The organism is Sphingomonas sp. TX0543 (genome assembly GCF_048565505.1).
Taxonomy (GTDB): Bacteria; Pseudomonadota; Alphaproteobacteria; order Sphingomonadales; family Sphingomonadaceae; genus Sphingomonas.
This window is the reverse complement of record NZ_JBLZUS010000002.1, coordinates 1,921,363-1,948,361: the sequence shown is the minus strand read 5'-3', so window position 1 is coordinate 1,948,361 and position 26,999 is coordinate 1,921,363. Positions and strand designations below refer to the sequence as shown.

Here is a 26,999-nt window from a genome sequence, read left to right as displayed (position 1 = left end):
CCCGTCGCGCGATCACTGCGCGGTGCCGCTGACGGCGGGCTGGCCGTAACGCCCGATCACCGTCTCGCCTGCAACCGACCGCTGGCCGAGCGCGACCTGCGGCGTGCATCCTTCGGGAAGATAGACGTCCACGCGGCTGCCGAAGCGGATCAGGCCAACGCGCTGGCCCACCGCGACGATATCGCCGACCTTGGCGAAACCCACGATACGGCGCGCCACCAGCCCCGCGATCTGCGTGAAGCCCACACGGCGGCCATCATATCCCTCGACAACGAAATGCTGGCGCTCGTTATCCTCCGATGCCTTGTCGAGGTCCGCATTGAGGAACTTGCCCGAAATATAGACGACCTGCTTGATCGTGCCGGCGATCGGCGCGCGATTTATATGCACGTCGAACACCGACATGAAGATCGACACGCGCACCATCGGATCGCTGCCCAGCTCGCCGGTCAGTTCACGGGGCACAGGCACGCGCTCGATCATCGTGACGAGCCCGTCCGCCGGCGCGACGACCAGATCATCCCCGCGCGGCGTGGTGCGCACGGGATCGCGGAAGAAGGCGGCGACCCAAACCGTAAGCCCGAGCATCGGCCAGAAGAATATGTTCGACGCGATGGTGAGCAGCAGGGTCAGCGCGAAAGCGATGGCGACGAATTTCTGCCCCTCGGGATGCACGGCGGGAAAGCGCCACTTGACGGTAGTGGTGACGGGAAGGCCCGGGCCTTCCGGTTTATCTAGAGATGGCATCGGCATGATGTAGCCGCACGGTTCGTGACACACAACGCGCAGCTGCGCATTTTGCGCGCGTGGGTCTTGGCGGGCGAAAGGTTGATCCTCCGCGCCCTTCCCCCTATCGCGCTCGCCAAACCTCCCCTCTCAAGGAAATGGATATGGCGAAGATCAAGGTGAAAACGCCGGTCGTGGAGATCGATGGCGACGAGATGACGCGGATCATCTGGGAATGGATCCGCGAGCGCCTGATCAAGCCCTATCTCGACATCGAGCTCGACTATTACGATCTCGGCATCGAGCACCGCGACGCCACCGACGATCAGGTCACGGTGGACAGCGCGAAGGCGACACAGAAGTATGGCGTCGCCGTGAAATGCGCCACGATCACGCCCGACGAGGCCCGTGTCGAGGAATTCGGCCTCAAGCAGATGTGGAAATCGCCCAACGGCACGATCCGCAACATCCTGGGCGGCGTGATCTTCCGCGAGCCGATCGTGATCCGCAACGTGCCCCGTCTGATCCCGGGCTGGACGCACCCGATCGTCGTCGGCCGCCATGCCTTCGGCGATCAGTATCGCGCGACCGATTTCAAGGTGCCCGGCAAGGGCAAGCTGACGATGAAGTTCGAGGGCGAGGACGGGACGGTCATCGAGAAGGACGTCTATGATTTCCCCGCCGCCGGCGTCGCGATGGGGATGTACAACCTTGACGAATCGATCCGCGATTTCGCCCATGCCAGCATGAATTACGCGCTGGGCCGCAATTGGCCGCTGTATCTTTCGACCAAGAACACCATCCTCAAGGCCTATGACGGCCGTTTCAAGGATATCTTTGCCGAAGTGTTCGAGTCCGAATTCAAGGCAAAGTTCGCGGATGCGGGCATCGTGTACGAGCATCGCCTGATCGACGACATGGTTGCATCGGCGCTGAAGTGGAACGGCGAGTTCGTCTGGGCATGCAAGAACTATGACGGCGACGTGCAGTCCGATCAGGTCGCGCAGGGCTTTGGCAGCCTCGGCCTGATGACGAGCGTGCTGATGACCCCGGATGGCCGGACGATCGAGGCGGAAGCGGCTCACGGAACCGTCACGCGCCACTATCGCCAGCATCAGCAGGGCAAGGCGACCTCGACCAATCCGATCGCGTCGATCTTCGCGTGGACGGGCGGCCTCAAGTATCGCGGCAAGTTCGACGGTACGCCGGACGTGACGCGCTTTGCCGAAACGCTGGAACAGGTCTGCATCGAAACCGTCGAGGCCGGTGACATGACCAAGGATCTCGCGATCCTGATTGGCCCGGATCAGAAGTGGATGACGACCGAGCAGTTCTTCGAAAAGGTTCGCCTGAACCTTGAGAACAAGATGGCCGACTGGGCCTGATCGCCAGATCCGGCCGTCTGCCGGTGTCCCCCGCCGAAAGCGCCGCCAGGTCGCCCGCGGCGGGGGGTAACGAGCCGGATCGCGCCTGACGGTTGGCCGCGCGGAAGCGCTGTCGGGCGCTTATCGCGCCAACAGCGCGCCGCAGCGCCGCAGACCGATTTATGTTTTTTCATTGCCGGCGTCCTGACAGCCACCACCGCATCCGTTTAGGGTGCGTCGATGGCGATCGGATTGGACAATCAGGGTTTCAGTGACACGCTCGTGATTCTGGGCGCGGCGGGCATGGTGATCCCGGCCTTCGCGCGTTTCAGGATCAGCCCGGTGATCGGCTTCATCCTAGTCGGAATGCTCGTGGGCCCGGCGGGGCTCGGCGGGTTGGTCGATCAGGCGCCGTGGCTCTATTATTTCACGATCACCAATCCGCACGCGATCGAGCCCTTGGCGGAATTCGGCATCATCCTGTTGCTGTTCTCGATCGGGCTTGAGCTGTCGTTCCGGCGATTGTGGGCGATGCGGCAGCTCGTGTTCGGCACAGGCGCGGCGGAACTGATCGGTTCCGCGCTGCTGATCGGCGCGGCGCTGCATCTGCTGGGGCAGAACTGGGCGGGCGCGATCGGCCTGGGCATGGCGCTGGCGCTTTCCTCCACGGCGCTGGTGCTGCCGCTGGTCGGCACGACGAGCGCTGTGGGCCGCGGCGCGTTCGCGATGCTGCTGTTCGAGGATATCGCGCTGGTGCCGATCATCTTCGCGCTCGGGGCGATGGCGCCCACCGCGACGGCGGACGGCTGGCAGGGCCTGGCCGGCGTGGCGCTGCGCGGCGGGCTTACGGTGGTGGCGATGTATGTCGGCGGCCGGCTGGTGCTGCCGCGATTGTTTTCGCAGGCGGCGCGCACCAAGAGCCCCGAATTGTTTCTCGCCGCCTCGCTGCTGGTGGTGATCGTTGCCAGCGTGGCCACCACCGCCGCCGGCCTGTCGCCAATCGTCGGCGCGCTGCTCGCCGGGTTGCTGATCGCCGAAACCGAATATCACACCGAGGTCGAGGTGATGACCGCGCCGTTCAAGGGCCTTGCGCTCGGCGTCTTCCTCATCACCGTCGGCATGAGCGTGAACCTGTCGTCGATCGTCGAGAATTGGGTCGCCCTCGCGCTGGCGGTGACGGGGGTGGTCGCGATCAAGGCGGCCGTCACCTATCTGCTGCTGCGGGTTGCGAATGCCCGCCACGGCGTGGCGGCGGAAACCGGGCTGCTGATGGGCAGCCCGTCCGAAACCACGCTGATCGTGCTGGCGACCGCGGCACAGGCGCAGTTGATCCAGGCATCCACCGCCGCCTTCTGGCAAACGGTGACCGCGATCGGACTGACGATCACGCCGCTGCTCGCCAAGGCCGGCACGGCGATTTCGCGCCGGCTCGACCGGACGGACCACCATGCCGTGCCCGAAATCGGCGACAGCGCCCGCACGGTCGTGATCGGGTTCGGCCGTGTCGGCCGGATGGTCGCCGACATGCTGGCGGTGCATGCCCAGCCCTATATCGCGGTGGAAGCGGATATAGATGCAGTGAAGGAGGCGCGGATCGCCGGCTATCCGGTGATGTTCGGCGATGTGGCGCGCGGGCAGCTTGTCGACCGGCTCGATCTGCCTGCGGCGCGCGCGCTGATCCTCACGATGGACGATCCGGTGCTGACCGTGCAACTCGTCCGTCGCATCCGCGCGCTGGTTCCGGAGCTGCCGATCATCGCGCGCGCGCGCGACACGCGACACGCCGCCGAACTGTATCGCGCCGGGGTGACCGATGCAGTGCCGGAAACACTCGAAAGCTCGCTTCAGCTATCCGAAGCGGTGCTCGTCGATCTCGGGGTCGCGATGGGGCCGGTGATTGCCTCGATCCATGAAAAGCGCGACGAAATGCGCGAGATGATCCGGCGAGAGGCCGCGCTCACCCGCGAGCCGCGCATTCGCCGCGTTCGCCGCAAGAGCGAGATCGCGGCGGAGAGCTGATCGCGCGCCATCTAGTTTTCGCCATGATCGGCGGTTAACGGCGACGTCATGCAGCCGTCTGACCTTCGCGTAGCCCTGTTCAGCGGCAACTATAATTACGTCCGCGACGGCGCCAATCAGTCGCTCAATCTGCTGGTCGGCTATTTGCTGGAGCGTGGCGTGAAAGTGCGCGTCTATTCGCCGACCGTGCCGCAACCCGCCTTTCCGGCGGTCGGCGATCTCGTCGATGTTCCCTCCATCCCGATGATCGCTGGGCGCGGAGAATACAAGCTGGCCCGCGGCCTGCCCGCGAGGCCGCGCGCCGACCTGGAGGCATTCGCCCCGAACATCGTGCACGTCTCCGCCCCGGAATTCCTCGGTCATGCGGCCGTGCGCTGGGCGAAGGCCAATCATGTGCCCGCGGTCGCCTCGTTCCACACGCGGTTCGAGACATATTTCGGCTATTATGGCGTCGGCTTCCTGGAGCCGGCGGTGAAGGCGCTGATGACCCGCTTCTACAATCGCTTCGATCGTGTGCTGGTGCCCAGCAACAGCATGATCGAGCTGCTCGGTGAATGGGGCGTCAAGGCGCCGATGGGAATCTGGTCGCGCGGGATCAACCATGATCGCTTCCGCCCGGAGCGCCGCGATCTCGCCTGGCGGCGCTCGCTTGGCGTCGCGGATCACGAGATGGCCGTCGGCTTTCTGGGGCGGCTGGTGAAAGAAAAGGGCCTAGATATCTTTGCCGACGTCTCGGCCGAATTGAAGCGGCGCGGCGTGGCGCACAAGATCCTGGTGGTGGGCGAAGGGCCCGCGCGCGAATGGTTCGCCGAGCGGGTGCCGGATGCGGTGTTCACCGGCTTCCAGTCCGGCGATGCGCTCGGCCGCGCGGTGGCCTCGATGGATGTGTTCTTCAACCCGAGCGTGACCGAGACCTTCGGCAACGTCACCACCGAGGCGATGGCCAGCGCGGTGCCGGTCGTGGCGGCGCGGGCGACCGGGGCTGTCGATCTGGTCGAGGAAGGCGTGAACGGCTTCCTCGCATCGCCCCGCGATATTGCCGCTTATGCGGACGCGATCGCGCGGATTGTCGCCGATCCTGCGTTGCGCCACGCGATGGGCGAAGCCGGCCACCGCAAGGCAGCCGGCTATCGCTGGGATATCGCGAACCAGGCGGTGCTCGATGCCTATCTCGCGCTGCGCGCCTAGGCCTCACGCCAGTCGAAGGTAAGCGGCGCTTCACGAAAGGCGAAGCGATCGAGGTGACCGGAAACCACCGCGCGCATCCGATCGATATCCGCGCCCGCCACCACCGACAGCGCGAGATCGAGCGTCTCGGCATCGGCGCGCATATCGAGCCGGCTGCCGTCGGGAAATTCGATCGTCGCCTCCTCCGGCGAGAAGGTGACGGTCATCTTGTGGCTCCAGTGCTTGGCGAGTTGCTGGAGATAGCGGCTTGCCAATGCGGTCGGCACGCGGGCAACCGAGACGCTCACCGCAGCCGCTCGATCTTCTGCGCCACCTCATCGATCAGCGCGGCGACATCGTGCAGCGTATCTTGCGAGAAATCGCCCTTGGTTAGCCGGTGCTCCAGCGCCACGCGCAGATTGCCCATCGCGCGGCGGATCGGGGCACCATCCGTGCGCTGCCGCCGCTCGCCCACATTCTCCAGCCGCTCGATCAGCGCCTCGACCTGTTCGCGGTTCTCTTCGAGGTGCGCGCGCCCCTCGTCGGTGGCGGCATAGCGCTTGCGCTTCTCGTCGCCCGACGCCTGATCGGCGATAAAGCCCATTTCGTCGAGCAACGTCAGCGTCGGATAGACGATGCCGGGGCTGGGCGCATACTCGCCCCCGGTCAACTCCTCCACCGCGCGGATCAGTTCATAGCCGTGGCGCGGTTCATCCGCGATCAGCTTGAGCAATACGAGCCGGAGTTCGCCGCCGTCGAACATCCGCTTGCCCCGCCCGCCGCCGCCACCGTGGCCGCCGCGCCTGCCCCTGAAATCCCACTCGACGCTGAATGGCCCGCGCGACCATTCGCCGCGCGGCCCGCAATGGCGGCCCTTCCCGCTGTGCAATCCTGGAAACATCTTCGTCCTTTCGTATCTTGATCGTTCTAAGATATATCTTTTTATATCGCTCGCAAGTCCTGCTGCAAAAATCTTTCGCGCGCCCTATCTTGCGGCCATGGCCGACCTGTTCGCGGGCTATGAGCCCGCCTCCCCCGACGACACGCCCGCCGCCGATGCGCCGCTGGCCGATCGGCTGCGTCCGCGCCGGCTGGGCGACGTGGTGGGCCAGGAGCATCTCACCGGGCCGGAGGGCGCGATCGGGCGGATGGTCGCGGCCGGGCGGCTCTCCTCGATGATCCTGTGGGGCCCGCCCGGCACCGGCAAGACGACGATCGCGCGGCTGCTGGCGGACGCGGTCGGCCTGCGCTTCGCGCCGATCTCCGCTGTTTTCTCCGGCGTCGCCGATCTGAAGAAGGCTTTTGCCGAAGCGCGCGATCATGCCCGGGCGGGACGGCGCACCCTGCTGTTCGTGGACGAGATCCACCGCTTCAACCGCGCGCAACAGGATGGCTTCCTGCCCTATGTCGAGAACGGCACCGTCACGCTGATCGGCGCCACGACCGAGAATCCCTCGTTCGAGCTGAACGCCGCGCTGCTCAGCCGCGCGCAGGTGCTGATCCTGCACCGGCTCGATCGCGCGGCGCTCGACAGGCTGCTCGACCGCGCCGTGGAGGAGATGGGCCGCCCCCTGCCCCTCACGACCGCTGCGCGCGAGGCGCTGGTGGCGAGCGCGGATGGCGATGGCCGGTTCCTGCTCAATCAGGCCGAGACATTGTTCTCGGTGGAGATCGGCGACCCGCTCGATCCGGCCGGGCTGTCATCCTTTCTCCAGCGCCGTGTCGCGGTTTACGACAAGGATCGCGAGGGCCATTACAATATCATCTCCGCCCTGCACAAAGCGGTGCGCGGGTCGGATCCGCAGGCGGCGCTCTATTATCTCGCCCGTATGCTCACCGCTGGCGAGGAGCCGCTCTATGCGCTGCGCCGCCTGACGCGCATGGCGATCGAAGATATCGGCATGGCCGATCCCCAGGCGCTGCCGCAGTGCATCGCCGCCAAGGACGCCTACGAGCTGCTCGGCTCACCGGAAGGCGAACTGGCGATCGTGCAGGCCTGCCTGTATCTTGCCACTGCGCCCAAATCGAATGCGTCATACAGGGCGATGAAAGATGCATGGCGGATCGCGCGTGAAACCGGATCGCTGATGCCTCCCGCCAATATTCTCAACGCGCCGACACGGCTGATGAAGGACATCGGCTATGGCAAGGGCTATGAATACGATCACGATGCCGATGGCGCGTTTTCGGGCGCGAATTACTGGCCCGATGGCATGGCCGCGCAGCGTTTCTACGAACCGACAGGTCGCGGCTACGAAAAAAGGGTTGCCGAGCGGCTGGCGTGGTGGGACGAACGGCGGCGTGAAAAAAGCGATTAGCATTGCGCTGCTTGCGCTCGCCGTTCCCGTTTCGGCGCAACAGATCCGTCCCAGCTCGCTGCAGCCCTATAATCATGCGATCGCCGCCGGGTACAAGGCGCTGACCCTGTGCGAGGGGATATTCGACGCCGGGCGCAGCGAGGCGCAGATCGCAGCGGTCGAACTGCGCGGCATCTACCCCGAATATGACGCGATCGTGCCGATGCTGGCCGCCAGCGTCGATCGGCAGACGCGTGCCGTCACCGTCGCGTTCGATGCGCGGCTTGCCCCGCGCCGCGCGATGTGGCGCCCGCGCTACGGCTGTTATCTGTCGCCGATCAGCACGGCGACGCCCCGCGCCAATCCCGTTGCCGATGCGCCGGTCCCCGTCCCCGCCGACCCGCGCCCGTGGCCGATGGGGGATGCGGGCATCGCGCCCCGCCCTTCCCCCGCGCTCGCCGGTTTGCTCGCCCGCGCCTTCGATCGCGCCAGCTTCGGCGAGGAAAGCACGACCACAGGCGTGGTGATCGTGAAGGACGGTCGTATCGTCGCGGAGCAATATGCGCCCGGTTTCGGCCCGCTAGTGTCGAACCGCACCTGGTCGGTCGCCAAGAGTATCGCTGGCACGCTGGTGGGCATCGCCTCGACCACGGCGAAGATCGATCCACACCGGCCCGCGACGATCCCGGAATGGCGCCGCGCCGGCGATCCGCGCGCGTCGATCACGCTCGATAATCTCCTGCGAATGGCAAGCGGCCTTCACAGCGACACCGCCGGCAACCGCACCGACGCGATCTATTTCGGCGGCACGGCCGTTACCGAGCAGGCCACCGCATGGCCGCTGGAAGCGATGCCTGGCACACGCTTTCGCTATGCCAACAACGATATCATGCTCGCCGTGCGGAGCCTGCGCGCGACCCTGGGCGAGCCGCGTTACGCCAGCCTGCCGCACGACAGCCTGTTTCGCCCGCTCGGGATGGAACATACGGTTACCGGCACGGACTGGCAGGGCAATTACATCCTCTCCAGCCAGATCTGGACCACCGCCCGCGATCTCGCCCGGCTGGGACAGTTCTGGTTGCAGGATGGCGTGTGGCAGGGTCGCCGCCTCCTCCCCGCCGGCTGGATGCGCTACATGACGACCCCGGGCGGACCACAGCCGGCCGACGGCCCCGGCTATGGCGCGACCATGTGGCTGTTCGGCCCGAAACAGGGTCTTCCCGCCGGCAGCTACGCCGCGCAGGGCAATCGCGGCCAGTCCGTCATGGTGATCCCGCAGCACCGGCTGGTGATCGTCCGGCGCGGCGAGGATCCTGGCGCGGCGCGTTTCGATATCGCGCGCTTCTCCGCCGAGGTGATTCAGGCCACGCAATGAGGGGTTGGGCGGATGTCGTGGCGTTCGCGCGTTCGCTCCCCGATGTGGAGATGAGGCCGTTCTACGGCACGCCCTGCCCCAAGGTTAACGGCAAGGCGTTCGTTTCCCCCGGACGCGAGGCAGACAGTTTTCACGTCATGGCGACGCATGAGGAAAAGGCGCTGCTGCTGCTGCATACCGATCCAGCCACTTTCTGGCAGACCGCGCATTACGAGGGCTGGCCTGGCCTGCTCGTCCGCTATGGCGCGCCCGATCAGGATCGGGTGCGCAGCGTCATCGTGCGCGCGTGGTGGGATCGCGCGAAGAAAGCGCAGCGCGCGGTGTTCTGTGCGCGGCCCTGAGCGGTTCGAGCGGTTCGTCGCGATCGACTGGTCCGGCGCGAAGGGCGATCGCCATCGCGGGATCGCCATCGCGGAGTGCGGGATTGGCGATGCGGCGCCGGCCCTGGTCGTGCCCCCCGGCGGCATCTGGTCGCGCACCGGTGTCCTTGAGTGGATTCTCGCGCGCGCCGAAGCTCCTGTCCTGATCGGGTTCGATTTCAGCTTTTCCGCGCCTTACGTCGGTCGCGGCGCGCATCTGCCTGGCGAGACCACGGCGAGCGATGCGCGGGCGCTGTGGCGTCATGTCGACGAGCACAGCGAGGATATCGATCTCGGCGCGGCGAGTTTTCTCGAGGCGCGGCGCGGGCGGCATTTCTATCTCGGGGCGGCCGATGGGGTGAAGCGCGATTTCCTGCACTGGCGGGTATGCGAGACCGGCGGGGAGGGTTCGACCAAGCCTTCCAGCGTCTATGACGCGATCGGGGCGGCGCAGGTGGCGAAGGCGAGCTTCGCCGGGATGCGGCTGCTGCATCGCCTGTCGGGCCGGGTGGCGATCTGGCCGTTCGATCCAGTGCCATCCCGCGGCGCCACGATCGTGGAGATTTATACCGCGATCGCCGCGCGCGCCGGGGGCTTGCGCAAGGGGCGGAGCAAGGTGCGCACCGGGCAGGCTCTGGACGCGACGCTCGCCGCGCTCGGGTCTGCGCCGCACCTGGCGCTTGCGTGCTACGACGATCACGCCACCGACGCCGTTCTTGCCTCGGCCTGGCTTCGCCGCGCTTCTACGCGCAGAGAACTCTGGCAGCCGGAGCGCATGATCCCGCTTGTCGCGCAAAGCGAGGGCTGGACGTTCGGCGCCATCTGACGCATGGACACATCCAATCGCAAGGCTCCATGGGCCGGTTTAGCTCAGATGGTAGAGCACCTGATTTGTAATCAGGGGGCCGCGGGTTCGATCCCTGCAACCGGCACCATAGATTTCCGCGCCGACGGGAATTTCGGCCAACCTGGCCAATTTACGACGTATTTTACTATAATGACCCCAGGCAACCCGACGCCCCTCAGAAGCGTTACGAACCATCAATGATCCGCGTCGCCAGTTATAACATGCGAAAGGGCATCGGCACCGACCGGCGCCGTAATCCCGATCGCACGCTGGAAGTGTTGCGGGAAATCGATGCCGACGTTGTGGCGTTGCAGGAAGCCGACCGCCGGTTCGGTACCAAATCGGCTGTAATGTCTCCGCATCTCATCGCTGAGAACAGCGCGTGGAAGCCAGTCGATTTTGGCACGCGAAGCGGGTCGATGGGATGGCATGGCAATGCGCTGCTGGTGCCCAAGTCCGCTGAAATCGTCGACTGCGAGGTGATCCACCTGCCCGCGCTAGAACCGCGCGGGGCGGTGATGGCCGATCTGCGCTTGAATGGACGGACGCTGCGCGTCGTGGGCATGCACCTCGATCTTTCCGGTTTGTGGCGGCGACGGCAAGCCCATGCGATCCTCGCGCACATAAACGCGAGCCTGCATCAACATCCGACCGTGATGATGGGCGACCTCAACGAATGGACGCGCGCTGCGGGATGTCTGCGCGATTTCGACCGCGAATTTTCGTTCGCCGAAACCGGACCGAGCTTCCACGCGCGCAGACCAGTCGGGCGGCTCGACCGCATCATGGTATCGTCGGGGCTGCGCGTGCTCGATTGCGGGGTGCATCACTCCTATGCGGCGCGCAAGGCGAGCGACCATCTGCCGATCTGGGCGGATATCGCGGCGGCATGAGCACGTTGCGACCGCATGAGAAGGAATTGCGGCTGGCGCTAGTATGCTATGGCGGAATCAGCCTTGCGGTATACATGCACGGTATCACCAAAGAGGTTTGGCACCTCGCCCGCGCCAGCCGGGCAAGCCATGACGGCGAACCTTTGGCCGGCAGTGCCGGAGTTTACTGCGCGTTGCTCGACGAGATGGCGGCGGAAGGCGCGCTACGCCTCCGCATCCTCCCCGATATTCTGGCCGGGGCGAGCGCGGGGGGAATAAACGGCATCTTTCTGGCGCAGGCGATTTCCTCGGGCCAGTCCCTCGATCCCCTCACCGACATGTGGCTCGAGCGCGGCGACGTGGAGGCGCTTATCGACTCGGATGCCGCACCTGCCTCGCGCTTCTCAAAGGCTTGGGCACTCCCGCTGGCATGGATGGCGGCGGGACGCAGCGCCGAGAAACTGGAGGCGATTGACGAGGGCACACGGGAGGAGGTGCGCAGCAAGCTGTCGCTCTTTGTTCGCTCGCGCTGGTTCGAGCCGCCCTTCAGCGGCGCGGGGTTCACCGGAATGTTGCTCGATGCTTTCGATGCGATGGCCGCCGCGCCGCGCGGACCGAGGCTTTTGCCGCCGGGTCAACCGCTCGATCTTTTCGTCACCGTCACCGACTTCACGGGCCATCCCGAGCGGCTGCGACTTCATTCGCCACCCGAAGTGGTGGAAACCGAGCACCGCCTGGTTTTCCCGTTCAGCGATTACGGTGAGGTGCACGATACGCTGGCTCCCGCGGCCGAACTCGCGTTCGCCGCCCGCGCAACGTCCAGCTTTCCCGGCGCCTTTCCGCCGTTCACGGTGAGCGAGCTCGATGGCGTATTGAAGGAACGCGGCGTCGAATGGCGATCGCGCAGTGCTTTTCTCCGTCGCGTGCTCCCACGCCAGTCGGCGGCGAATGCTGCGGAAAAGGCAGTACTTATCGACGGGTCGGTATTGGCCAACGCGCCGTTCCGTCCAGCGCTCGATGCGCTGCGACAGCGCCCCGCGCGACGGCAGGTGGATCGCCGCTTCGTATATATCGACCCTTCTCCCGGCACCAAATTCCGCCTGTCCGGAGAGAGCCAGGGCGTACCTGGCTTTTTCCAGACGATCCTTGGCGCGATCAGCGAATTGCCGCGCCAGCAGCCGATTCGCGACAATCTGGAGGCGATCGCGGGACGTTCCGCGCGGATCGAAAGGATGCGTTCGATCCTGGATTCGGTACGGCCGGAAGTGGAGGCAAAGGTCGAGGCGCTGTTCGGCCGCACATTCTTCCTCGATCACCCGACCGGAGCGCGTATCGCATCGTGGCGGCGGCGTGCGCAAATAGCGGCCGTCGAGCAGGCGGGATATGGCTATGCCGCTTATGCACATCTCAAGCTGGTGGGTGTGATCGAATCAATTACCGTGCTGCTCCATGGCGTTGGCGGCGAGCCGGGGCCGCAACGCTGGCAGCGCATCCGTCGCCGGATCGAAGCGGCGCTGGTCGATCGTGGCTATGATGAAAAGTCGCCAGATGTCGCGGGCAGCGCGACGACGATCGACTTCCTGCGCACCTTTGATCTCGGCTTCCGCATCCGGCGCCTGCGGCTGATGTCGCGCCGGCTGACGGAGCTTGAGGCGGGCGAGACGACCGAGACGCTGCTGCCGATCCGCGACGCAATCTACGAATCGCTTTCCGCCTATCTTGATCGACAGAACCCGCGATCGCACCGCGCATTGAGCGGCGAGGTGCGCGCGCTGGGCAATAACGCCGGGGCGGTGCTTGACCAACTGGCGGAGTCGATGGGGCTGACCGCTCTCGATGCAGAAACCGACGCGCGGCTGGCGCAGGCACTTGGCAGGCTGCCCAAGGAACTGCGCCGCGACATGCTGCTGCGCTACCTGGGCTTTCCCTATTTCGACGTCGCGACACTGCCGCTGCTACAGGGCGAGGGCATCGATGAATATGATCCGATCCAGGTCGATCGCATCGCGCCCGACGACGCGCCCTCGATCCGCAGCGGCGGCGCCGAGGCCACGCTCAAGGGCATTCAGTTCAATAACTTCGGCGCGTTCTTCAGCCGTGCCTATCGTGAAAACGACTATCTTTGGGGACGTCTCCACGGCGCCGAACGGATGATCGATATCGCGGTTTCCGCCCTTGCCGCCGACGCAAGCCTTCGGCCTGGGCGCGTTGCCGCCATCAAACGTGCGGCGTTCATCGCCATTCTCGACGAGGAAGCCCCCCGCCTCCACACCGCCAGTGCGCTGATCGAGGCATTGCGCCGGGAAATCGGCTGAGACTGGAAAAAGTGCGCGCCGCCGGTTAGTCCCGCGACAGGCGGGAGAACACCGATGCAATTCCTGAAAATACTCTTCTGGTGCCTGATCGCATTTGTCGCGGCCGTATTCACCGTCGGCAACTGGAAATGGGTGACGATCCAGATCTTCGGCAACCTCGTCGCGGAGGTGAATCTGCCGGTGCTCCTGCTCGCGACCTTCCTGATCGGATTCCTCCCGACGCTGCTCTACCAGCGCGCGATGCGCTGGCGGCTGCGGCTGCGGCTGACCAATGCGGAACGCGCGCTCGCCGATCTGCGTGCTACCACGCCCAACCCGGTATCAACGCCGGTGGATGCCGCGCCCGCCGCTGGAGTAGCCTCGCTGTGACCAGCAGAATCTATGTCGCACTCGATACGCCGGACATCGGCCGCGCCCGCGCCCTTGCGGAGCGGGTTCGCCACCATGTCGGCGGGATCAAGCTGGGTCTGGAGTTCTTCGCCGCCAACGGCCGCAGCGGTGTGCGCGATATGGCGGAACTGGGGCTGCCGATCTTCCTCGATCTCAAGCTGCATGACATTCCGAATACCGTCGCCAAGGCGGTACAAGCGCTGCGCGGGCTGGAGCCGGCGATCCTGACCGTCCACGCCTCTGGCGGCCGCGCGATGCTGGAGGATGCGAAGGCGGCCGCGCCGACCGGTACTAAGGTGGTGGCCGTCACGATGCTGACCAGCCTCGACCAGCGCGATCTCGAAGCGACCGGCGTCGTCGGTTCACCACACGATCAGGTGCTGCGACTGACGGAACTGGCGATGAACGCGGGTGTGGATGGCATCGTCTGCTCTGGGGCAGAGGTGAAAGCAGCACACAAATTGTGGCCGAAGGGCTTTTTCGTTGTCCCGGGCGTGCGGCCCGCCGATGGCGCCGTGGGCGACCAGAAGCGTGTGGTCACCCCGCGCGCAGCGCTGAACGACGGCGCGTCGATCCTCGTGATTGGTCGCCCGATTACGCAGGCAGACGACCCGGATGCAGCAGCGCGCGCGATCGGCGCGATGCTCTGACGCCGCCTCGATCAAGATTACCGGACAATTTGCCCTGCGCCCGAAACCGAGCGGATGCGATTGTCCATCGCCACTCTTATATGGACCGCGACCATGCCCTCGGCCGTCAAAATCTGTGGCATCACCACACCCGAGACACTCGATGCCGCCATTGGCGGCGGGGCGAGCCACATCGGTTTCAATTTCTTCGCGCCTTCTCCGCGTCACGTAGATCCGGAGCGCGTGGCGGCGTTGACGATGCGCATGCCCACGCAGGTTCGCCGCGTCGGCGTATTCGTCGATCCCGATGACGCATTGGTCGAGATGGCGGTCGCGGCCGGCCGGCTGGAGGCGCTGCAACTGCACAAGACCAGTGCCGCCAGGATCGCCGAGGTCGCGCGGCGCACCGGCCTCGAAACCTGGGCGGTCGTCGCGGTCAAGACGCGCGACGATCTCGATCAGGCGCGCGACTATGCCGGCTCGGCCCAGCGTATCCTCTACGACGCCAAGACGCCCGATGGGGCCATGTTGCCCGCCGGCATGGGCCTCCGCTTCGACTGGTCGCTGCTCGACGGCTTCCGCCACCCGCTACCCTGGGCGCTCTCGGGCGGACTCGATGCCGGCAATGTCGGGGAGGCAATACGGCGCACAGGCGCGCCGCTCGTCGACGTCTGTTCCGGCGTGGAGATCACACCGGGCGTGAAGGACGTGGACAAGATCGCGGCTTTCCTTAAGGCGATTTCACGATGACCACGCCCAATTCCTTTCGCGCCCAGCCTGACGAACGCGGGCATTTCGGCGATTTCGGCGGCCGCTATGTCGCCGAGACGCTGATGCCGCTGATCCTTGACCTGGAGCGCGAATATCGCGCGGCGCAGACCGACCCCGCATTCAAGGCGGAATTCGAGGATCTGCTCGAACATTATGTCGGCCGCCCGAGCCCGCTTTATTTCGCCCCCAGGCTGACCGCGGAGATCGGCGGTGCGCAGATATGGTTCAAGCGCGACGAGTTGAACCACACCGGCGCACACAAGATCAACAATTGCATCGGCCAGATCCTGCTTGCGATCCGCATGGGCAAGACGCGGATCATCGCCGAGACGGGCGCGGGCCAGCACGGCGTGGCCACCGCTACCGTCTGCGCGCGCTTCGGCCTGCCTTGCGTGATCTACATGGGCGCGAAGGATGTGGAGCGGCAGCAGCCCAACGTGTTCCGCATGAAGCTGCTTGGCGCGGAGGTGCGCGCGGTCACCTCTGGCGCCAACACGCTCAAGGATGCGATGAACGAGGCGCTGCGCGATTGGGTCGCGAATGTCGATGATACGTTCTATATCATCGGCACCGCCGCCGGCCCGCACCCCTATCCGGAACTCGTCCGCGATTTTCAGAGCGTGATTGGCCGCGAGGCACGCGCGCAGATGCTCGATCGAACCGGCCGGCTGCCAGATCTGCTGGTCGCCGCGATCGGGGGTGGATCGAACGCGATCGGGCTGTTCCATCCCTTTCTCGACGATTCCGAAGTCCAGATGCTCGGTATCGAGGCGGCCGGCGAGGGGCTGGACCTGCGGCATGCCGCCAGCCTGGCGGGCGGCTCCCCGGGAATTCTACACGGTAACAAGACCTATCTGCTGCAGGACGAGGATGGCCAGATCGCCGAAGCGCACTCGATCTCGGCGGGGCTCGATTATCCGGGGATAGGTCCGGAGCATTCGTGGCTAAAGGATATCGGGCGGGTCCGTTATGAGAGCGTAACCGATACGGAGGCGCTCGACGCGTTCCAGCTGCTCTGCCGGACCGAGGGGATCATTCCCGCGCTTGAGCCAAGCCACGCGATCGCCGCCGTCGCGCGGGAGGCGCGCACGATGCGGCCCGATCAAATCATACTCGCCAATTTGTGCGGTCGTGGTGACAAGGACATCTTTACCGTCGCAGAGGCGCTGGGAGTGAAGATATGAGCCGGTTCGCCAGTGCGTTCACGGCCGATCGCGCTGCCCTGATCTGCTTCGTGACGGCCGGCGATCCGACGCCGGGCGCCACCGGTGCGATCCTCGACGCGCTCGTCGCCGGGGGCGCGGACGTGATCGAGCTCGGCATGCCCTTCACCGATCCGATGGCCGATGGTCCGGCGATCCAGGCCGCCAACCTGCGCAGTCTCGCCGCCGGAACGACGACCGCCGCGATCCTGGATATCGCCCGCGCATTCCGCGTGCGGCACCCGGATGTGCCGCTCGTGCTGATGGGCTATGCCAATCCGATGCTGCGGCGCGGCGCGGACTGGTTCGCCGCCGCTGCGACCGACGCCGGGGTGGATGGCGTGATCTGCGTCGATGTGCCGTCCGAGGAGGATGACGCGATCGGCCCGGCGTTGCGAACAGCAGGCGTAGATTTCATCCGGCTTGCCACGCCGACCACCGACGCGGCGCGCCTGCCGGCCGTTCTGGCGGGCGCGGGCGGCTTTCTCTATTATGTGTCGGTTGCCGGGATCACCGGCTTGCAGCAAGCCGCGCAGGCCTCGATCGAGGAAGCGGTCGCGCGCCTCAAGGCAGCCACCGATCTTCCCGTAGCGGTCGGCTTCGGTGTCCGTACGCCCGAACAGGCGGGGGCGATCGCGCGAGTCGCCGATGGAGTGGTGGTCGGCTCCGCGATCGTCGAACTGGTGGGCAGACACGGTGTGGATGCGCCAGCAGCCATAACCACATATATACGCACGTTGAGCGACGCGATCCGCGCCGCCCGCAAGGAAACGAAATGAGCTGGCTTTCGAGCGTCCGCAACGCGCTGTCTTCGGTCATCACGAAAAAGGACACGCCCGACAATCTATGGCACAAGTGCAAGGGTTGTGGGCAGATGGTCTTCACGCGGGAGATGGAGGAAAACCTCTATGTCTGCCCGAAATGCGATCATCACGAGCGGATCGGCCCCAAGGAGCGCTTCGCGCAATTGCTTGATGAGGGGAGCTGCGTCGAACTCAATGCACCGCGCACCCCGGAAGACCCATTGAAGTTCCGTGATTCCAAGCGTTACGTCGATCGCCTGAAGGCAGCCCGCGCCAGCACCGGCGAGAGTGACGCCTTCATCAACGCTCGCGGCACAATCGAAGACCATCGTGTCGTGATCGGCGTGCAGGATTTCGCGTTCATGGGCGGATCGATGGGCCAGGCCGTGGGCGAGGCATTCATCCAGGGCGTCGAGGCGGCGATTGCGGACAAGGCGCCCTATATCGTTTTCACCGCATCGGGCGGCGCGCGGATGCAGGAAGGCATTCTCAGCCTGATGCAGATGCCGCGCTCGACAGTGGCGATCCAGATGCTGCACGACGCGGGCCTGCCCTATATCGTCGTACTGACCGATCCCACCTCCGGCGGGGTGATGGCCGCTTACGCGATGCTGGGCGACATCCACATCGCCGAGCCCAAGGCGACGCTGGCGTTCACCGGTCGCCGCGTGATCGAGAATACCATCCGCGAGAAGCTCCCGGACGATTTCCAGACGTCGGAATATTATCTCGAGCATGGCATGATCGACATGGTCGTGCATCGCAAGCATCTGCGCGAACAACTGGCCACCGTCATTTCATATCTTTGCCACCGGCGCGCCGCCGCCTGAAACGCGGTCATGGCCGATCATGCGATTTCGGCCGATCCGGCGGTGCAGGCGCAGCTTGATCGCCTGTGGTCGTTATCGCCTGGCGCGGACGTGCTCGGGCTGGAGCGGATCACCCGGCTGCTGGATCGCATCGGCAATCCGCATTTGCGCTTGCCGCCGGTTTTCCATGTCGCCGGCACCAACGGCAAGGGATCGACCTGCGCCTTCTTGCGGGCGGCGCTCGAGGCCTCGGGCTTGCAGGTGCATGCCTATACAAGCCCGCACCTCGTTCGCTTCAACGAGCGTATCCGGCTTGCGGGGCAGTTGATTGACGACGCCGCGCTCGCCTGGCTGCTGGCGGAGGTGCTGGACGCCGGCGGAAATCTCGGCGCCAGCTTCTTCGAGGTGACTACCGCCGCCGCTTTTCTTGCTTTCGCCCGCATTCCTGCGGACGTCTGTGTGATCGAAGTCGGGCTGGGCGGTCGCCTGGACGCGACCAACGTGATCCCGGCGCCGCTCGTCTGCGGCATCGCGGCTCTCGGCATAGATCATGAAGCCTTCCTGCTTGTGCCCGAAGAGGGCACCCCTCCCGCGCCGCTTGACCGTATCGGTTTCGAAAAAGCGGGAATCGCCAAAGCGAACGTGCCGCTCGTAACGCAGCATTATCCGCCGTCCGTGGCTGCGAGCATTGCGGCGGTCGCTGAGGAACGCCGCGCACCGATTATCGCGCGCGGGGTGGCATGGGAGATCAGGGAAGAACGGGATACGCTTCGCTATCGTGATAGCAACGGCGACATCACGCTTCCGCAACCCGCCTTGGTCGGGGCCTATCAATCGGCAAACGCGGGCCTCGCGGTCGCCATGCTGCGACACCAGCACCTGTTCACGATTGACACCCCCGCCATCGCGGCCGGTATTGCTGGCGCCGGCTGGCCAGCCCGGATGCAGCGGCTGGGCAACGGCCCGCTGGTCGATCGTCTGCAACCTAATCAGCGCCGCCACGGCGTGTGGCTTGATGGCGCGCACAACCCATCCGCCGCCGCCGCGATCGCCGGATCGTGGGGTCCCGACGCGCCGACCACCATCATCATCGGCATGCTTGCGAACAAGGATGCGGAGGGCGTGCTCAGCCATTTGATCGGCAACCGGGCCGACTGCCACGTGATTGCGATCCCCGTACCCGGCCACGCCTGTCACCAGCCTGCCACTTTGGTCAGCATAGCAGAACGATATGGCGCAGCCTCTGCGGGGATAGCGGCGAGCGTAATCGATGCGGTCGAGCTTCTGGCACAATCGGGTATCGGTGAATCCGTATTGATAGCCGGTTCGCTCTATCTCGCCGGTGAAGTTCTGGCGGCAAACGACGAATTGCCGAACTGATCGATTTAATTGCGATTGACTTGCAGTAGCGGAAATATCAGGATCGCGAGCGAGAGGAATCGCTCCATATGTCCCTGCCTTCAACCGCCCTAGCTTCGGCAGCGCTTCCCTATCCGCTGCCCCCTTGCGCGAATGCACGCACGCTCTTGTTCGCGATCAGGCGGATGGGAGCGCATGGCCTTTCAGACGCGCGTGCCGCCCATGCGATCTTCACGCTGTTTCGGGAGCGCTTTCGCCGGCCGCTCACGTTGCTGCGCGCACTGATGGCCGATCTGGCGGGAAACGCTGCCCTGCCGATCGCGATCGCACCTTGCTGTTGCGCGCGGATGACGATCGCCGAGTCGAGTCTGCTCACGATTATCGCGCGGGTCGAAACCGCGCCGGAGACGGCCGCCCTGTTGCTCGCGGATCTGATCGGTGTTCGTCGTCCCGATAGCGTGCTGGCCAGCGCCGCCGCGGTTGCCGCCGCATTTGCCGATGAAGGTCGCCCCGTCTTTCGCTAGTCTCAGGCGGCGGAAGCGAAGAGCCGAAGCCCATTCGGAAGCCGACGTGGCGCTGCACCATCAAGCAGCGCCTCGATCGCGCGGATCGCCGCCAGCAGATCGCGCTGCGCAAACGGCTTGGCGAGGCAGCCCGCCGCCAGGGTTTGCGCTTCCGCGGGCAGATTACCCGTTACGAACAGCACCTGTACGCCGCGCGCGTTCGCGGCTCGCGCTACATCCAGGCCGCTCCCGTCCGCCAGCTCTACATCGACGAGCACCAGATCGATCTCGTTCTCGCGGTCGATGATCGCCACGGCCTGCCCGACGGAATCGACAGTGGCGACGATCTCATACCCTTCATCGATTAGCAGATGCTCTGCGTCGAAAGCGACGAGCGGCTCGTCCTCGACCAGCAGAAGGCGCGTGATCCGCCGCTTTTTACGCCCGAACAACATCGTGTGTATCATGCCGCCTGCTGTGCCCTCTCGCCTTAACGCGGCGATTTCACATTCGACGCAAATTTTTTCGCGCACGCAACGCAAGCAATGTATCAGCCGCGTCATGCCGAGCCGTTCTTCAGACCAGCGCCCCACTCACCGCATCGCAAAGCTCCTGGCGCGCGCCGGAATAGCCTCCCGCCGCGAGGTGGAGCGGATGATCGCCGAGGGGCGCGTCGCAAAGGACGGCGTGGCTCTCACGACCGCCGCAACGTTGCTCACATCGCTTCACGGCGTGACGGTCGATGGCGAGCCGGTGGCGGAAACGCCGCCGCCCCGTCTCTTCATCTTTCACAAGCCATCGGGCGTGCTCACAACCGAGCGCGATCCGCGCGGGCGGCCGACGATCTACGACCGTCTGCCACGCGATCTTCCACGCCTGGTCCCGGTCGGTCGCCTCGATTATAATACCGAGGGCCTGCTGCTGATGACCAACGACGGCGGATTGAAGCGCCAGCTTGAGTTACCCGCTACCGGCGTTGAGCGCGCCTATCGGGCGCGCGCTTTCGGCCAGGTTTCGCAGCAACAGCTCGAATCGCTGATCGAGGGCGTAGAGATCGATGGCATCCGCTATGGCTCGATCGATGCCAATATCGAGCGTCGCACCGGTGCCAATCTGTGGATCGAGATGATCCTTACCGAAGGGAAGAACCGCGAGGTCCGCCGCGTTCTCGAACATCTCGGGCTGGAGGTGAATCGCCTGATCCGCATTCGATACGGCCCATTCGTGCTGGCGGACCTTCCGGTCGGGGCGATCGGTGAGATACGACAGAACGATCTGGTCGCCTTTCGCCAATCGCTCGAGCGCAAGGGGCTGCAGCTTGGCGCGATCGCCGTGACCGCATCCGCCTCCTCACCCGCGTCGCGCCCACGACGAAAGACAGACGCCGGCGGACCGCGCCCCGCTCGCCCGGTTTCAACAGCTACCGCACCGGCGCCCGCGACCGACGGCAAGCCGCGTCCCGGCAGTCCGCCCGGCGCCACGCCCGCCGCGCGTCCTGCGCGGCCGCCGCAGCGCAAGGCCGGCTGGGCCAGGCCGAAGCCGCGGCCTGGGCCTGGAAAGCCACGCAAATGAGGATCATCGCCGGTCAGTGGCGCGGACGCCCGCTCGTCGCGCCGAAGGGCGACACCACCCGCCCGACCGCCGATCGCACGCGTGAGGCATTGTTCTCGATGCTCGCCAGTCGCGTTGGCAGTTTCGAGGGGCTCGCGGTGGCGGATCTGTTCGCGGGATCAGGCGCGCTCGGCCTCGAAGCGCTGTCACGCGGCGCCGAACGTTGCGTGTTTGTCGAGCAGGACAAGCCCGCCCTGGACGCCTTGCGCACCAATATCGCCAAGATGGGTGCGACCGGCGCGGAAGTACGCGCTACCTCCGTTCTGTCGCTCGCGCTGTCGAACCAGCCACTGGACGTCGTGATGATGGACCCGCCCTATGCCACCGGCGCTGGGAATGTCGCGCTGGACCGGCTGGCGCGGCTCGGCTGGATCGGACCGGCGACTTGGGTGAGCATCGAGACCGCGCACAACGAGCCGGTCGACGTGACCGGATTCACGATCGACGCGGATCGCAGGCACGGGCGCGCGCGGCTGACGCTCCTGCGCCTGGCCTAGGGACCCTCGACCACCATCGGCAGCACCCCGCGCCGCGGCCGCAACGCAATCAGCGCGATCAGGCTGAGCAGCGCCGCCACGGCGAGATACAGACCGACCGAAGCGATCCCGCCGCCGCGCTGCGAAAGCCATTGCGCCACCACGGGCGTCAGCCCTCCTCCGATGATCCCCGCCATGTTGAAGGCAAGGCTGACGCCGGTATAGCGCACCCGCGCCGGAAAAAGCCCCGGCAGCCACGCACCCAGCGGACCATAGACGAAGCCCATCACCAGCAGCGCGAACGACAGCGCGCTGAAGATGGTCGGCAGCGTGCCTGAGCCGAGACCGGGCACCAGCACGAACCCCGCGACGATCGCACCGATACATCCCCAGATCAGCACGTTCGCGGGCGAGGTGCGGTCAGCCCAGATACCCGACAGGACGATGCCGACCGCCATGAACAGGATAGCGCCAAGCTGGAGCGCCAGGAACGTCTGGCGATCGATCCCGAGTGTCGTGGTCGCGTAGCCGAGCGCAAACGCCGTCGCGATATAATAGACCGCGAAACAGGCGATCGCTCCAAACGTGCCGCCGAGCGCTGGCCGCCAGTGATTGCGCAGCAGTTCGCCCATCGGCACGGCGGGTGGCGCGCCTTCCTCCAGCACTTTCGCAAACGCCGGCGTCTCCGCGATCCGCAGCCGCACCCACAGGCCAAGCCCGACCAGCACGATCGAGAGCAGGAACGGCACGCGCCAGCCCCATGCCATGAAGTCCTCTGCCGTCATCGTCAGCCCGAGCACCAGAAACAGCCCATTCGCCGCGATAAAACCGATCGGCGCGCCGAGTTGCGGCACCATGCCGTAACGCCCGCGCCATCCTGGCGGAGCATTCTCGACAGCGAGCAGCGCCGCACCGCCCCATTCGCCGCCCAGCCCAAAGCCCTGCCCGAACCGCAAAAAGCACAGCAAAATCGGCGCCCACCATCCGATCGTCGCGAAGGTGGGAAGGAATGCGATCGCGAGCGTCGAACCGCCCATCAGCATCAGCGAGGCGACAAGCGTCGATTTCCGCCCGATCCGGTCGCCGTAGTGCCCGAATACCCATGCCCCGACCGGCCGTGCGACAAAGGCAACGGCGAGGCTGGCATAGGAGGAAAGCAGTTGTACCGATGCGCTTTCCGCCGGAAAGAACAGCGGGCCGAAAACCAGCGCGGCGGCCGTCGCATAAATATAGAAATCATAGAATTCGACCGTCGTGCCCACTAGGCTGGCGATCAGGATGCGGCGGGTGGATGCGGCCGATGTCATGTCATCTTCCTTCCGCATTGCCCCAGCCCGCGTCAACATTTCGCGGCGGAAACACGATCGTTCGCCGCGGACACATTCCCGCAACATGTCACCTCTAGCGCTAGGAACGTCGACGACGTCCCCTCGGCGTCGACATGGCCGGGCCCTCCCTTTTCCCGGCTGTTCCCTGAACTACGGGGCGGCCGTTCCCCCTGTCTGGCCGCCCCGGATTTTCTCCGGCACCACCATCCATTGCCCGGCGCGTTCGACAGGCCTAAGGCGCCGCGCCATGAGGACCGTTGCAATCATCGTGGCTGCCGGCCGTGGAGAACGGGCGGGCACGACGCTTCCCAAGCAATATTTGCCGATCCGCGGTCGTCCGATGCTCGCCTGGGGTTATGATGCGCTCAGGAGCCATCCGTGCATAGACGAGGTGCTGGTGGTGATTGGCGAGGGACAGGAATCGCTTTTGACGGAAGCACTCCACGACGCGCGCTTCGTGACAGGCGCCGCGACGCGGCGCGAATCGGTTGCGGCCGGGATCGCCGCGCTCGCCGGAGCCGATCGCGTGCTGGTCCATGACGCGGCGCGCCCGTTCCTTCCCGCTGCGGTTATCGATCGGGTGCTCGCCGCGCTGGATTCGAACGACGGCGCCGTGCCCGTCCTGCCGCTTGCCGATACGCTTGTGCACGACGACGGCCGCACGGTATCCCGCGAGTCGCTGCACCGCGTACAAACGCCACAGGCATTCCGCTTCGATCGTCTCGCGGAAGCGCACCGCCGGTGGAGCGGCGGGGAGGCCACCGACGACGCCCAGATGGTCCGTGCGCTTGGCGGATCGGTGGCGTTGGTGCAGGGCGATCGGATGCTGGAAAAGATCACCTATCCGGGCGATATCGCGGCGGTGGAAGGGCGGACGGGCGTGGAAACCCGCTCTGCGCTGGGGTTCGATGTTCACCGGCTCGAAGATGGTGAGGAGCTCTGGCTCGGCGGCGTGCTGATCCCGCATCATCAGGGCCTTTCAGGGCACAGCGACGCCGACGTTGCGCTCCACGCCATCACCGATGCGCTGCTCGGAACGATCGCGGCGGGCGATATCGGCATGCATTTCCCGCCGAGCGATCCGCAATGGCGCGGGGCCGAATCGGGGCAGTTCCTGCGCCACGCCCTATCGCTGCTTGCGGCCCGGGGCGGCCGGATGACATTCGTCGATCTCACGCTGATCTGCGAGGCCCCGAAGATCGGCCCGCATCGGGACGCGATCCGCGCACGTGTCGCGGAACTTCTCGCGCTGTCGATCGATCGGGTCAGCGTGAAGGCAACTACCACAGAACGCCTGGGCTTCGCCGGTCGGGGCGAGGGTATCGCGGCTCAGGCGATCGTCACCGCGTCCCTGCCGGCGACGACCTTATGATCGCCCGTATCGCCGCCTCGCTGGCGCTCGCCACGCTGCCGGGTATCGCAGCGGCACAGACGCCATGCCTGTCAGCAGCCGACGCCGAAGCGATAGCGCTCGTTGCGATGCCGGATATCATCCGTGAAACCGGCCGGGTCTGCACCGCCCTTCCCGCCGCCAGCCTTGTTCGCAGGCCCACGAGCGCGTTTCTCGCCCGGTATGAGAGCGCCGCCGACTCGGCATGGCCCGCTGCTCGTGCGGCGATCGTCAAGCTGAGCGACCCGGCGGTCGATCTGTTGCTCCAATCCGATTATGCGCGGCCGCTGCTAACCTCGATCTTTGCGCCGCAGATTGTCGGTCACGTCCAGTCCGCGGACTGCCCCACGATCGATCGGCTGGTGACTCTGCTCGAGCCGCTGCCCGCGCGTAATACCGCCGGGATCATCGTGGCGACGCTGCAATATCTCAAGACCCGCAAGGCGCGCGGGAAGCAGGTTGCCGCCGTTCCCGACCTTCCCGTATGCGCGGCCTCATCACAATGACGGACAGCTTCCTCCCAGCCGAACTCGTTGAGGCCGCAGCGCGGGTGATCGAGGCCAATCGCGCGGCAGGCCGCCGCATCGCCGTGGCGGAAAGCTGCACCGGCGGGCTCGTCGCCGCCGCGCTGACCGAAATTCCCGGCTCGTCCGATGTGCTGGAGGCAAGCCTCGTCACTTATTCGAACGAGGCCAAGCACGCCCTGCTGCACGTCAGCAACGACGTGATCGATACGTTCGGCGCGGTATCGATCGCGGTCGCGTGGAGCATGGCGCAGGGCGCGCTGGAAGTGACGCATGCCGATGTTGCTGTCGCCATAACAGGCATCGCCGGCCCCGGGGGCGGATCGGAAAAGAAGCCGGTCGGGACGGTCGTCTTTGCGCGTGCGGAGCGGGTCGGCGATCCGGCAGATGTGGTGGCGGACAAGCACCTGTTCGGCGATATCGGCCGTAGCGGTATCCGGCTTCAGGCCGCGTTGTGCGCGCTCGATCTGTTAATGCCGGTCTCAGGCGACGCTCCAGGGCCGTAAAGCGCCCTGGCGCGATCCTCGAACGCGCCGATCATCCGGCGCAGTGCCGCCGCGAAGACCTGACCTGCCATCATTTCGAACACCCGGTTCTTGAACGCGAAGTCTACCGAAAAATCCACGAAGCACCCGTCGCCGTCGGGTCGGAACGTCCAGTCATTGTGCAAGAACTTGAGTGGACCGTCGACGTAATCGACATGCAATTTGCCTGGCCGCTGCTTCACAACGCGCGAGGTAAACGTTTCGCGCAGCCCTTTGAAGCCGACGATCATGTCGGCGATCGTCTCCTCCGCGCTATCGCTGCGCACGCGCATCGCGATCACCCACGGCAGGAATTCCGCATACCGGGCCACATCGGCGACCAGATCGAACATCTGCTCGCTCGTATAGGGCAGCCGGCGCGTTTCCTTATGCTTTGGCAAACTGCGCCTCTCGCGCCGCCTTCATCTTCGCGAAATCGTCACCGGCGTGGTAGCTGGATCGGGTCAGCGGCGAAGCGGCTACCAGCAGGAAGCCCTTGGCCCGGGCGATTGCGGCATAAGCATCGAACGCCTTGGGCGTGACGAAATCTGCGACCTTCGCGTGGCGCGGCGTCGGCTGGAGATATTGCCCCATCGTCAGGAAATCGATGTCGGCGGAGCGCATGTCATCCATCACCTGATGCACTTCCAGCCGCTCTTCGCCGAGGCCCACCATCACGCCGGATTTCGTGAAAATCGACGGATCGTGCCGCTTCACGCTCTCCAACAGCCGCAGCGAAGCGTAATAGCGGGCGCCGGGCCGGATCGTGGGGTAAAGCCGCGGCACGGTTTCAAGGTTGTGATTATACACGTCGGGCCGCGCCGCCACGATGGACTCGACCGCGCGATCCGCTTTGTTGCGGAAATCGGGTGTCAGAATCTCGATCGTCGTGTTCGGCGTGTTGCGGCGCAGCGCCTCGATCACCTTCACGAACTGCGACGCGCCGCCATCCGGCAGATCGTCGCGATCGACCGAGGTGATGACGATATGCTCCAGCCCCAGCTCCGCCGCCGCGACCGCGACATGCTCCGGCTCGAGCGGATCGACCGCCCGCGGCATACCCGTCTTGACGTTGCAGAAGGCGCAGGCGCGGGTGCACGTATCGCCGAGGATCATCACCGTCGCGTGTTTCTTCGTCCAGCATTCCCCGATGTTCGGGCAGGCCGCTTCCTCGCATACGGTCGCCAGGTTGAGGCGACGCATGAGTTGCCTGGTCTCGGCGAAGCCGGTCGAGGTCGGCGCCTTCACACGGATCCAGTCAGGCTTGCGGGTGCGCGGCGCAGTGACGGGGGACATCTCGTTCATGACAGCGCAGATAGCGTCTGCACACGGGCGAGAC

At 65.5% G+C, this 26,999-nt stretch carries 29 protein-coding genes and 1 tRNA gene; 23 read left to right on the top strand and 7 right to left on the bottom strand.

Features of this window, described 5'->3' with window-relative positions:
• Nucleotides 1-12: 12 nt before the first annotated feature.
• Nucleotides 13-747 (bottom strand): phosphatidylserine decarboxylase, encoded by a 735-nt coding sequence (locus ACM61V_RS09960; RefSeq protein ID WP_137785930.1) that lies wholly within the window; start codon nucleotides 745-747, stop codon nucleotides 13-15.
• Nucleotides 748-890: 143 nt separating this feature from the next.
• Between ACM61V_RS09960 and ACM61V_RS09955 the strand changes: the two genes are divergently transcribed.
• The 3 genes from ACM61V_RS09955 (at nucleotide 891) to ACM61V_RS09945 (ending at nucleotide 5,297) form a co-directional block, all read left to right on the top strand.
• Nucleotides 891-2,111, top strand: a complete 1,221-nt coding sequence (locus ACM61V_RS09955) for an NADP-dependent isocitrate dehydrogenase (RefSeq protein WP_419713962.1) — start codon at nucleotides 891-893, stop codon at nucleotides 2,109-2,111.
• 219 nt (nucleotides 2,112-2,330) lie between these two features.
• Nucleotides 2,331-4,109: a cation:proton antiporter gene (locus ACM61V_RS09950; RefSeq protein ID WP_137785652.1), complete on the top strand. Its 1,779-nt coding sequence runs from the start codon at nucleotides 2,331-2,333 to the stop codon at nucleotides 4,107-4,109.
• 48 nt (nucleotides 4,110-4,157) lie between these two features.
• On the top strand, nucleotides 4,158-5,297 hold the full coding sequence (locus ACM61V_RS09945; protein WP_137785653.1) for a glycosyltransferase family 4 protein: 1,140 nt from the start codon (nucleotides 4,158-4,160) through the stop codon (nucleotides 5,295-5,297).
• Here the strand turns inward: ACM61V_RS09945 and ACM61V_RS09940 are convergent.
• Together ACM61V_RS09940 and ACM61V_RS09935 are read right to left on the bottom strand one after the other, a co-directional pair.
• Nucleotides 5,294-5,584, bottom strand: coding sequence for a DUF2218 domain-containing protein (locus ACM61V_RS09940; RefSeq protein WP_137785654.1), 291 nt, complete (start codon nucleotides 5,582-5,584; stop codon nucleotides 5,294-5,296). The genes ACM61V_RS09945 and ACM61V_RS09940 overlap by 4 nt on opposite strands.
• Nucleotides 5,581-6,177 (bottom strand): PadR family transcriptional regulator, encoded by a 597-nt coding sequence (locus tag ACM61V_RS09935; protein ID WP_137785655.1) that lies wholly within the window; start codon nucleotides 6,175-6,177, stop codon nucleotides 5,581-5,583. Before ACM61V_RS09935 ends, ACM61V_RS09940 begins: the two co-directional genes overlap by 4 nt.
• Before the next feature lie 97 nt (nucleotides 6,178-6,274).
• On the opposite strand from ACM61V_RS09935, the gene ACM61V_RS09930 reads away from it, so the two are divergent.
• The 15 genes from ACM61V_RS09930 (at nucleotide 6,275) to ACM61V_RS09860 (ending at nucleotide 19,828) form a co-directional block, all read left to right on the top strand.
• On the top strand, nucleotides 6,275-7,594 hold the full coding sequence (locus ACM61V_RS09930) for a replication-associated recombination protein A (protein WP_137785656.1): 1,320 nt from the start codon (nucleotides 6,275-6,277) through the stop codon (nucleotides 7,592-7,594).
• On the top strand, nucleotides 7,578-8,948 hold the full coding sequence (locus tag ACM61V_RS09925) for a serine hydrolase domain-containing protein (protein ID WP_249341423.1): 1,371 nt from the start codon (nucleotides 7,578-7,580) through the stop codon (nucleotides 8,946-8,948). Before ACM61V_RS09930 ends, ACM61V_RS09925 begins: the two co-directional genes overlap by 17 nt.
• On the top strand, nucleotides 8,945-9,289 hold the full coding sequence (locus ACM61V_RS09920) for an MmcQ/YjbR family DNA-binding protein (RefSeq protein ID WP_137785657.1): 345 nt from the start codon (nucleotides 8,945-8,947) through the stop codon (nucleotides 9,287-9,289). Before ACM61V_RS09925 ends, ACM61V_RS09920 begins: the two co-directional genes overlap by 4 nt.
• The gene (locus tag ACM61V_RS09915; protein ID WP_137785658.1) at nucleotides 9,276-10,133 is read left to right on the top strand and encodes a hypothetical protein; all 858 of its coding nucleotides are present in this window, start codon (nucleotides 9,276-9,278) and stop codon (nucleotides 10,131-10,133) included. Before ACM61V_RS09920 ends, ACM61V_RS09915 begins: the two co-directional genes overlap by 14 nt.
• Before the next feature lie 33 nt (nucleotides 10,134-10,166).
• A tRNA-Thr gene (locus tag ACM61V_RS09910) sits at nucleotides 10,167-10,242 on the top strand.
• A 109-nt stretch (nucleotides 10,243-10,351) separates the two neighbouring features.
• Complete coding sequence (locus ACM61V_RS09905) at nucleotides 10,352-11,047, top strand: endonuclease/exonuclease/phosphatase family protein (RefSeq protein WP_137785659.1); 696 nt, start codon at nucleotides 10,352-10,354, stop codon at nucleotides 11,045-11,047.
• The gene (locus ACM61V_RS09900) at nucleotides 11,044-13,341 is read left to right on the top strand and encodes a patatin-like protein (protein ID WP_137785660.1); all 2,298 of its coding nucleotides are present in this window, start codon (nucleotides 11,044-11,046) and stop codon (nucleotides 13,339-13,341) included. The genes ACM61V_RS09905 and ACM61V_RS09900 overlap by 4 nt, the downstream gene beginning before the upstream one ends.
• A 54-nt stretch (nucleotides 13,342-13,395) precedes the next feature.
• The gene (locus ACM61V_RS09895) at nucleotides 13,396-13,710 is read left to right on the top strand and encodes a lipopolysaccharide assembly protein LapA domain-containing protein (protein WP_137785661.1); all 315 of its coding nucleotides are present in this window, start codon (nucleotides 13,396-13,398) and stop codon (nucleotides 13,708-13,710) included.
• The gene (pyrF, locus tag ACM61V_RS09890) at nucleotides 13,707-14,381 is read left to right on the top strand and encodes an orotidine-5'-phosphate decarboxylase (RefSeq protein WP_137785662.1); all 675 of its coding nucleotides are present in this window, start codon (nucleotides 13,707-13,709) and stop codon (nucleotides 14,379-14,381) included. The genes ACM61V_RS09895 and pyrF overlap by 4 nt, the downstream gene beginning before the upstream one ends.
• 93 nt (nucleotides 14,382-14,474) lie before the next feature.
• Nucleotides 14,475-15,110, top strand: a complete 636-nt coding sequence (locus ACM61V_RS09885) for a phosphoribosylanthranilate isomerase (protein WP_137785663.1) — start codon at nucleotides 14,475-14,477, stop codon at nucleotides 15,108-15,110.
• Nucleotides 15,107-16,315, top strand: coding sequence for a tryptophan synthase subunit beta (gene trpB, locus ACM61V_RS09880; protein WP_137785664.1), 1,209 nt, complete (start codon nucleotides 15,107-15,109; stop codon nucleotides 16,313-16,315). Before ACM61V_RS09885 ends, trpB begins: the two co-directional genes overlap by 4 nt.
• Entirely contained in the window at nucleotides 16,312-17,112 is an 801-nt protein-coding gene (trpA, locus tag ACM61V_RS09875; RefSeq protein WP_137785665.1) for a tryptophan synthase subunit alpha, read from the top strand. The genes trpB and trpA overlap by 4 nt, the downstream gene beginning before the upstream one ends.
• The gene (accD, locus tag ACM61V_RS09870; RefSeq protein ID WP_137785666.1) at nucleotides 17,109-17,966 is read left to right on the top strand and encodes an acetyl-CoA carboxylase, carboxyltransferase subunit beta; all 858 of its coding nucleotides are present in this window, start codon (nucleotides 17,109-17,111) and stop codon (nucleotides 17,964-17,966) included. The genes trpA and accD overlap by 4 nt, the downstream gene beginning before the upstream one ends.
• 9 nt (nucleotides 17,967-17,975) lie before the next feature.
• Nucleotides 17,976-19,325 (top strand): bifunctional folylpolyglutamate synthase/dihydrofolate synthase, encoded by a 1,350-nt coding sequence (locus ACM61V_RS09865; protein WP_137785667.1) that lies wholly within the window; start codon nucleotides 17,976-17,978, stop codon nucleotides 19,323-19,325.
• A 68-nt stretch (nucleotides 19,326-19,393) separates the two neighbouring features.
• The gene (locus tag ACM61V_RS09860) at nucleotides 19,394-19,828 is read left to right on the top strand and encodes a DUF6628 family protein (RefSeq protein WP_137785668.1); all 435 of its coding nucleotides are present in this window, start codon (nucleotides 19,394-19,396) and stop codon (nucleotides 19,826-19,828) included.
• 2 nt (nucleotides 19,829-19,830) lie between these two features.
• Here the strand turns inward: ACM61V_RS09860 and ACM61V_RS09855 are convergent, their stop codons facing one another.
• Complete coding sequence (locus ACM61V_RS09855; protein WP_137785932.1) at nucleotides 19,831-20,262, bottom strand: response regulator; 432 nt, start codon at nucleotides 20,260-20,262, stop codon at nucleotides 19,831-19,833.
• Between the two features lie 106 nt (nucleotides 20,263-20,368).
• On the opposite strand from ACM61V_RS09855, the gene ACM61V_RS09850 reads away from it, so the two are divergent.
• Both ACM61V_RS09850 and rsmD read left to right on the top strand, forming a co-directional pair.
• Nucleotides 20,369-21,379 carry a pseudouridine synthase gene (locus ACM61V_RS09850; RefSeq protein ID WP_212742160.1) on the top strand — a complete coding sequence of 337 codons (1,011 nt, stop codon included), beginning with the start codon at nucleotides 20,369-20,371 and terminating at the stop codon, nucleotides 21,377-21,379.
• Nucleotides 21,376-21,915: a 16S rRNA (guanine(966)-N(2))-methyltransferase RsmD gene (gene rsmD, locus ACM61V_RS09845; protein ID WP_137785670.1), complete on the top strand. Its 540-nt coding sequence runs from the start codon at nucleotides 21,376-21,378 to the stop codon at nucleotides 21,913-21,915. Before ACM61V_RS09850 ends, rsmD begins: the two co-directional genes overlap by 4 nt.
• On the opposite strand, the gene ACM61V_RS09840 is transcribed toward rsmD, so the two are convergent.
• Nucleotides 21,912-23,201: an MFS transporter gene (locus ACM61V_RS09840; RefSeq protein WP_137785671.1), complete on the bottom strand. Its 1,290-nt coding sequence runs from the start codon at nucleotides 23,199-23,201 to the stop codon at nucleotides 21,912-21,914. The two genes, rsmD and ACM61V_RS09840, sit on opposite strands and share 4 nt — an antisense overlap.
• A gap of 268 nt (nucleotides 23,202-23,469) precedes the next feature.
• On the opposite strand from ACM61V_RS09840, the gene ACM61V_RS09835 reads away from it, so the two are divergent.
• The 3 genes from ACM61V_RS09835 to ACM61V_RS09825 are packed head-to-tail and all read left to right on the top strand — an operon-like array spanning nucleotide 23,470 to nucleotide 25,642.
• Nucleotides 23,470-24,594, top strand: coding sequence for a bifunctional 2-C-methyl-D-erythritol 4-phosphate cytidylyltransferase/2-C-methyl-D-erythritol 2,4-cyclodiphosphate synthase (locus tag ACM61V_RS09835; RefSeq protein ID WP_137785672.1), 1,125 nt, complete (start codon nucleotides 23,470-23,472; stop codon nucleotides 24,592-24,594).
• Entirely contained in the window at nucleotides 24,591-25,118 is a 528-nt protein-coding gene (locus tag ACM61V_RS09830; RefSeq protein WP_137785673.1) for a hypothetical protein, read from the top strand. The genes ACM61V_RS09835 and ACM61V_RS09830 overlap by 4 nt, the downstream gene beginning before the upstream one ends.
• Nucleotides 25,115-25,642, top strand: coding sequence for a CinA family protein (locus ACM61V_RS09825; protein WP_137785674.1), 528 nt, complete (start codon nucleotides 25,115-25,117; stop codon nucleotides 25,640-25,642). Before ACM61V_RS09830 ends, ACM61V_RS09825 begins: the two co-directional genes overlap by 4 nt.
• Here the strand turns inward: ACM61V_RS09825 and ACM61V_RS09820 are convergent.
• Both ACM61V_RS09820 and lipA read right to left on the bottom strand, forming a co-directional pair.
• On the bottom strand, nucleotides 25,579-26,061 hold the full coding sequence (locus ACM61V_RS09820) for a type II toxin-antitoxin system RatA family toxin (protein WP_137785675.1): 483 nt from the start codon (nucleotides 26,059-26,061) through the stop codon (nucleotides 25,579-25,581). The genes ACM61V_RS09825 and ACM61V_RS09820 overlap by 64 nt on opposite strands.
• Nucleotides 26,048-26,965, bottom strand: coding sequence for a lipoyl synthase (gene lipA / locus ACM61V_RS09815; protein ID WP_137785676.1), 918 nt, complete (start codon nucleotides 26,963-26,965; stop codon nucleotides 26,048-26,050). Before lipA ends, ACM61V_RS09820 begins: the two co-directional genes overlap by 14 nt.
• Nucleotides 26,966-26,999: the final 34 nt, after the last annotated feature.

Bases quoted from the DNA above. Each gene is read 5' to 3' on its own strand.
- ACM61V_RS09935 (WP_137785655.1), bottom strand. From the start codon at position 6,177: ATGTTTCCAGGATTGCACAGCGGGAAGGGCCGCCATTGCGGGCCGCGC.
- ACM61V_RS09895 (WP_137785661.1), top strand. From the start codon at position 13,396: ATGCAATTCCTGAAAATACTCTTCTGGTGCCTGATCGCATTTGTCGCG.
- accD (WP_137785666.1), top strand. From the start codon at position 17,109: ATGAGCTGGCTTTCGAGCGTCCGCAACGCGCTGTCTTCGGTCATCACG.
- ACM61V_RS09840 (WP_137785671.1), bottom strand. From the start codon at position 23,201: ATGACATCGGCCGCATCCACCCGCCGCATCCTGATCGCCAGCCTAGTG.
- ACM61V_RS09850 (WP_212742160.1), top strand. From the start codon at position 20,369: ATGCCGAGCCGTTCTTCAGACCAGCGCCCCACTCACCGCATCGCAAAG.
- trpB (WP_137785664.1), top strand. From the start codon at position 15,107: ATGACCACGCCCAATTCCTTTCGCGCCCAGCCTGACGAACGCGGGCAT.
- ACM61V_RS09905 (WP_137785659.1), top strand. From the start codon at position 10,352: ATGATCCGCGTCGCCAGTTATAACATGCGAAAGGGCATCGGCACCGAC.
- ACM61V_RS09865 (WP_137785667.1), top strand. From the start codon at position 17,976: ATGGCCGATCATGCGATTTCGGCCGATCCGGCGGTGCAGGCGCAGCTT.
- ACM61V_RS09855 (WP_137785932.1), bottom strand. From the start codon at position 20,262: ATGTTGTTCGGGCGTAAAAAGCGGCGGATCACGCGCCTTCTGCTGGTC.
- trpA (WP_137785665.1), top strand. From the start codon at position 16,312: ATGAGCCGGTTCGCCAGTGCGTTCACGGCCGATCGCGCTGCCCTGATC.
- rsmD (WP_137785670.1), top strand. From the start codon at position 21,376: ATGAGGATCATCGCCGGTCAGTGGCGCGGACGCCCGCTCGTCGCGCCG.
- ACM61V_RS09825 (WP_137785674.1), top strand. From the start codon at position 25,115: ATGACGGACAGCTTCCTCCCAGCCGAACTCGTTGAGGCCGCAGCGCGG.
- ACM61V_RS09830 (WP_137785673.1), top strand. From the start codon at position 24,591: ATGATCGCCCGTATCGCCGCCTCGCTGGCGCTCGCCACGCTGCCGGGT.
- ACM61V_RS09955 (WP_419713962.1), top strand. From the start codon at position 891: ATGGCGAAGATCAAGGTGAAAACGCCGGTCGTGGAGATCGATGGCGAC.
- ACM61V_RS09885 (WP_137785663.1), top strand. From the start codon at position 14,475: ATGCCCTCGGCCGTCAAAATCTGTGGCATCACCACACCCGAGACACTC.
- ACM61V_RS09945 (WP_137785653.1), top strand. From the start codon at position 4,158: ATGCAGCCGTCTGACCTTCGCGTAGCCCTGTTCAGCGGCAACTATAAT.
- ACM61V_RS09930 (WP_137785656.1), top strand. From the start codon at position 6,275: ATGGCCGACCTGTTCGCGGGCTATGAGCCCGCCTCCCCCGACGACACG.
- lipA (WP_137785676.1), bottom strand. From the start codon at position 26,965: ATGAACGAGATGTCCCCCGTCACTGCGCCGCGCACCCGCAAGCCTGAC.
- ACM61V_RS09950 (WP_137785652.1), top strand. From the start codon at position 2,331: ATGGCGATCGGATTGGACAATCAGGGTTTCAGTGACACGCTCGTGATT.
- ACM61V_RS09900 (WP_137785660.1), top strand. From the start codon at position 11,044: ATGAGCACGTTGCGACCGCATGAGAAGGAATTGCGGCTGGCGCTAGTA.
- ACM61V_RS09960 (WP_137785930.1), bottom strand. From the start codon at position 747: ATGCCATCTCTAGATAAACCGGAAGGCCCGGGCCTTCCCGTCACCACT.
- ACM61V_RS09860 (WP_137785668.1), top strand. From the start codon at position 19,394: ATGTCCCTGCCTTCAACCGCCCTAGCTTCGGCAGCGCTTCCCTATCCG.
- ACM61V_RS09835 (WP_137785672.1), top strand. From the start codon at position 23,470: ATGAGGACCGTTGCAATCATCGTGGCTGCCGGCCGTGGAGAACGGGCG.
- ACM61V_RS09920 (WP_137785657.1), top strand. From the start codon at position 8,945: ATGAGGGGTTGGGCGGATGTCGTGGCGTTCGCGCGTTCGCTCCCCGAT.